Here is a 4,671-nt window from a genome sequence, read left to right on the forward strand (position 1 = left end):
CAGCAACGCGAGTCGCCAATCCACCACAAAGGCATACATCAGCAAGGCGAGCGGGGATACGATCGCGTTCAGTTTCTCGATCGGCCCGTGCGCGATCACTGTGTGCACCGTGGCCGTATCATCCTGAATGGTCTTGCGGATCTTACCCTCACCCTCGCGGGTAAACCACGACAGCGGAGCAGTCGACATGCGGGCGGCAATCTGCCGACGCATCTGATTACGCAACGACAGGTCAATAAAATGCGTCACGCCCAATGCAACAAAATATAAGGTCAACCGGGCCATGTATGCGCTGACGAGGAGCATCACGATCCAGTTCACCAGCGCCGCGTCCACCCGGTCTTGCATAAGCGCACCGCCAAGCTCCACCAAAGCCACATAGGGTGCGATAGCCAACACACCAGAGAGAAAAGCTAAAACCTGCGCGATAAACAGTTTGCCTTTCACCGGCTGCGATAGCTGACGGATCGCGTTCTGGCCAGCGACAGATTTTTCCTTCGCGGATCCATACTCGCCTTCAACAACCTGATCTGTTACACTATCGTCCACGTAAACACCGTCCTTATTAAGTAAGGCTAACCTTACTTTATTTCTGGGAGGTGTGTCCAACCCTGCATGTCAGCCGATACGAGCATCACCCTTTCAGGGCAATCCTCACCTGTTCACCGGTGCGGAATACGAATCGGATCGTGTCCTCGCCTACGATGGCGTGTCGATGAGTGCGCTCCACTGTGAGGGGCGGAACTCGCTCACAGGTTCGCCCGTGAGATCGTCGAGGGCTGTAGTCGCGGCCGCATGTTTGGCTGTCTTTGCTGTGTGTCGGCTTCGAGGCTTGTTTTGCGTGCGAGTGTCTTACGGTAGTACGCATCGAGCTCGGTGTAGCGGGCTTGGTAGGCGTTTTGGTCGAGTGCGTGGCGCTGGTTCTGCCCAATTAGTGCATCGATCTGCTCGGTGAGTTTCGCAAGTTTTGCCGGGCGTGTCGGGGTGGTTTAGTGGCCTGCCCAGCCTTTGCGGATGTGTAGGGATCCGAAGGGCTAATGCCCGAATAATACGGACTTGCCATAAATAAGAGGGGGTGGCTCATACTGTGTAGTACGAGCCACCCCCTCTTGGATGTATCCGTTGCTGATTATGTTCTGTATAATCCCCTGTACTATCGCCAGGTCTAACAGTTGTATTGGATCTGGCAGTTATCGTCCATCGGTGATGGTCAATACAGATTTATGCATCACATATCAGATTGACTTAATCTGCCTTTCCTATTCAGTTCGGCGTTTTCTAGTTCCAAGGAGGCTAATGCCTAGCAAAGTGATACCTGCTCCCACGGGTAATAGTGTGATGTCTGTGCCGGTATTTGCAAGCTGTTTTGCCTTTGGCTGTTGACTATCGGGCTTGTTATTCGAATTATTCTTTCGCACGCCAGACGGGTCTGTAGCCTCGGAAAGCATTCTCATAGCCTGCAGCTCAGCGCGTAGTTTAGCTAACTTGCGCTCTAGTTCTTCGCTAGATTTTTTAGCTTCGTTAAGTTCTGATGTGGCAGATTCAAAAGCAGTTCTAGCCTTTGCTTCAGCATTTCTCAAATCAGATAGGTCATGTTGCGCTTTTGTTAACGCCTCGTTCTTAGCTCCCCAAGTTTTCTGGGCTTCGGCCAAGTTCAGCTTCGCTTTCTGAAGCGCTTTGTTGGCAGAGGCGACAGGCGCATTCTTGTCCATGGCATGCTTCAAATCAGAATCCGCTTGGGAAAGCGTTTTGTCTGCAGCTAGCTTTCTCTCCTTGGCTTTTTCTTCAGCTACCTGATCTTGTTTAAGCTGATTGTCTTTTAATTTAGCGTTTTTCTCGGCCTGTAGCTTGTTGCTTGTCGCCAAATTCAGAGTATTTTGGGCTTCAGCTAGTAGTGTTTCGAATTGCTGCTTTTCCTGCGCAACTCCTTTTTCGTCTTGCTTGGCTTTTTCTAGCTTGTTTGCAACTGCCTCTAGCTCATCCGCGGCATGTTTTTTATTCTCGTAATCTCTTATGGCATCATCAGCTGCTCGTTTAGCTTCTTTTTGGGCGTTTTCGGCTTCGTCTGCTTTTTTGAAGCGATTCTCGGCAGCGGTCGTTTCCGTCTTAAGCTTTTTATCAAGTTCTTCGATGTCAACTTCTAGACTTCTACTTTCAACTGCCTTTTTCAGTATTTCCTGAATTAAGGAAGAATATTTTTCTTCCAAAGTAGTAATCTCAGCTTTTAGGTTATTAGCTTCCCCTTCGGCTGTCTTCTTATTATTTTCTGCTAGCTGTTTATTTTTTTCCGCATTCTTAATTTTATTCTGCGTCTCGGCGGTAGATTGCTTCTTGTCTTCGGCTAGCGCTGCTTCATAGTCTGCTTGTGCCCGCTTGATATCCTCGTCAAAAGACGCAACTTCTTGTTGTTTCTGCTTTAGATTAGCCTGGAATGTCTTTTTCTTATTTTCAAGCTCGTTTTTTCGCACAAGGTTCTGTTGGTTCTCTTCCGTAAGGTCCTTATGGCGAGCCCGTTTTTCTTCCAACTTCTTGGTCAGGGTTTCTACTGCGGACCTAGCGGATACCGCCTCTTTTACGAGCTTGTTATACTCGTTGGTCTTTTCAGTAAGGAATGCTTCCTTATCTTTTTTGGTTTTATCAGCTTCTGCTAGTTGACTTTTTGATTCTTGCAATTCACTAGCAATATTCGGGTGATTTCCCTCTAACAGCTCAATGGTTTCCTTGAGCGTTTTTTGTTTCTGTTCAAGCTGGTTCAACTGGGTTTTAGCTTCATCAACTTTTTTGGTAGCTGAGACAACTTCTTTTCCAAACTCAGCAACTTTTTCGTCGGCTTGCTTCTTCTCTTGCTGAGCTTTTTCTAGCTTCTGTTGTGCCAAAACCTCGGCTGCAGTCGCTTCCTCAGCCTCTTTTGCAGCTACTTTTTGATCCTCTTGTAGCTTCTTAAGATCGTCAGCGGCACCAGAGTTCTCGATAGCTTTTTTCAAATCATCTTCTGCAACTTGAACGGCTTTTTCAGCTTCTTCTTTTTGCTGCAATAAAGCTGCAGTTTGCGTTTGCAAATCTTTAACTTCGGCCTGTTTGGCTTCTACTGTCGAAACGGCCTTGTCATATGTTTTCTTTGCCTCATTCAATAAGGCAGTCTTTTCATCAAGATTTTTCTTAGCCTGAGCAACTTCGTTTGTAGCATCTTTAATAGCAGCTTGTAGCTGCTCACGGGTTAAGGAAATTTTAGTATTGGTCGAAGGAACTGGGGTGGAGTTCGGTGCTGGTTTATTGGCTCCGAAAGCATTCGTAGTGGCAATCGTGAAGCCTACACCCAGTGACAGTGCTGCAGCTAAGCATTTGGTTTTTTTAGTATTCAACGCGGTGTACTCTCTCTTTGTTGGAATATCTTGGTGAAAAAAATTTTACATAGCTCGCCGTGCAAGTCAACATTTCCCGGTTTCCAGTGATATACCTTGCAGATATTTCCCAAAAAAAATCTAGAGAATATATAGCTATTTGAATCAGAAGAGAGCGTCTGATTCTCTAGAGATACAGGGAGTAAATTTTTCCTGCCAGGCTCAACTTTTTACGGCACGGCTGTCTTGGAAAAATGCTCCAAAATTCTTAGGCAGTGAACCGATTTATGACGTGCCAGCCGTGGCCACGTGGATAAAACCTAATCCGGTGACGTATTCCGAACTTAACCTTATTCGACAATCAGTAGCACGGTTGCCAGCGATACTGTGGTGATCAGGACAGTCAAGATTATTCCGAGGACGAGGGCGCGCCCTCCAGACTTAATTACGTTGCGCAGGTTTATCCCGGCTCCCATTGCGCCCATCGCTACGGTGAGCAGCGTTGTAGCTACTGTGCCTCCTAAAATGCTGAACCTGCCTGCGAAGCGAGAGAGCGTGGCGGCCATATGATCAAAACCCGCGACTGTTGACAGCGAAGCCGCGTCAGTGACCCGGTGCCTGTTAGGGTAGTGGTTGTTGTTCTGCACGCCTGTAACCGTGGCGGCGAATCGTCGGTAGCGCTTCATCGAACACCCAGGCTTCGAACTTCTGCGCTACCGGGAGCTTCGAGGAAATAAAGTGATGAGCGCGTCCTTGGCTCTAAGCCAGGGGCTAATCTGGGGGACATCAGTCAGGTCTTGCATGCTTGATTTACTTCTTTATCGCGTTTGGTGCTGGGGTAGATGCGACTGATGTTGGTCGTCCAATTCCGGCATGGGCAAAGATGGATTGGATAGCAGCAACGGTAGGTGTGCTGGCTTTAATAAGTGCAGCCGTAGCTTTATGGTTACCACCAAAAACGCAAAGAATTATGGCAGTTTGAAGAAGTATCGCATAGCTCGTTTTAGGTAAGGGGAGGGTATCTGCTGATTTAGTTGAAGCGTACTGGGTTTTGTTCCTGTCTGTTTTTGAGAGGATTGGGAATATGGCTAAGAGGTATTCGCAGGGTTTTAAGGATCGCGCGGTTCGGATGGTTAGTGATCGTTTGAGCCAGGATGGCTCGTGTTCGCAGTGGAGGGCTGTTAGCGAGATTGCTCCGAGGTTGGGAGTGGCGGTGGAGTCGCTCAGACGCTGGTATGAGCAATCATTGGTACAGGCAGGGCAGCGTCCAGGACTCACTCGTGAGGAGCATGCTGAGATTAAGCGTCTTAAGCGTGAGAATGCCGAGTTG

Annotated in this window: 4 protein-coding genes; 1 reads left to right on the plus strand and 3 read right to left on the minus strand. The window is 48.1% G+C overall.

The window, feature by feature from the left end; all coding sequences use genetic code 11:
- The 3 genes from G445_RS10620 to G445_RS11310 all read right to left on the minus strand — a co-directional run.
- A partial coding sequence (locus tag G445_RS10620; RefSeq protein ID WP_040431101.1) for an ABC transporter transmembrane domain-containing protein occupies positions 1-549 on the minus strand: 549 nt, incomplete at its 3' end.
- A 710-nt stretch (positions 550-1,259) separates the two neighbouring features.
- A complete protein-coding gene (locus G445_RS0108645) occupies positions 1,260-3,362 on the minus strand; it encodes an LPXTG cell wall anchor domain-containing protein (RefSeq protein WP_022867128.1) in 2,103 nt (700 codons plus the stop codon).
- Between the two features lie 329 nt (positions 3,363-3,691).
- Positions 3,692-3,907, minus strand: coding sequence for a hypothetical protein (locus G445_RS11310; protein ID WP_180962156.1), 216 nt, complete (start codon positions 3,905-3,907; stop codon positions 3,692-3,694).
- Positions 3,908-4,425: 518 nt separating this feature from the next.
- Here G445_RS11310 and G445_RS0108655 point away from each other — a divergent pair.
- A partial coding sequence (locus tag G445_RS0108655) for a transposase (protein ID WP_022867125.1) occupies positions 4,426-4,671 on the plus strand: 246 nt, incomplete at its 3' end.

It is taken from the genome of Actinotignum urinale DSM 15805 (assembly GCF_000420445.1).
Classification (GTDB): Bacteria; Actinomycetota; Actinomycetes; order Actinomycetales; family Actinomycetaceae; genus Actinotignum; species Actinotignum urinale.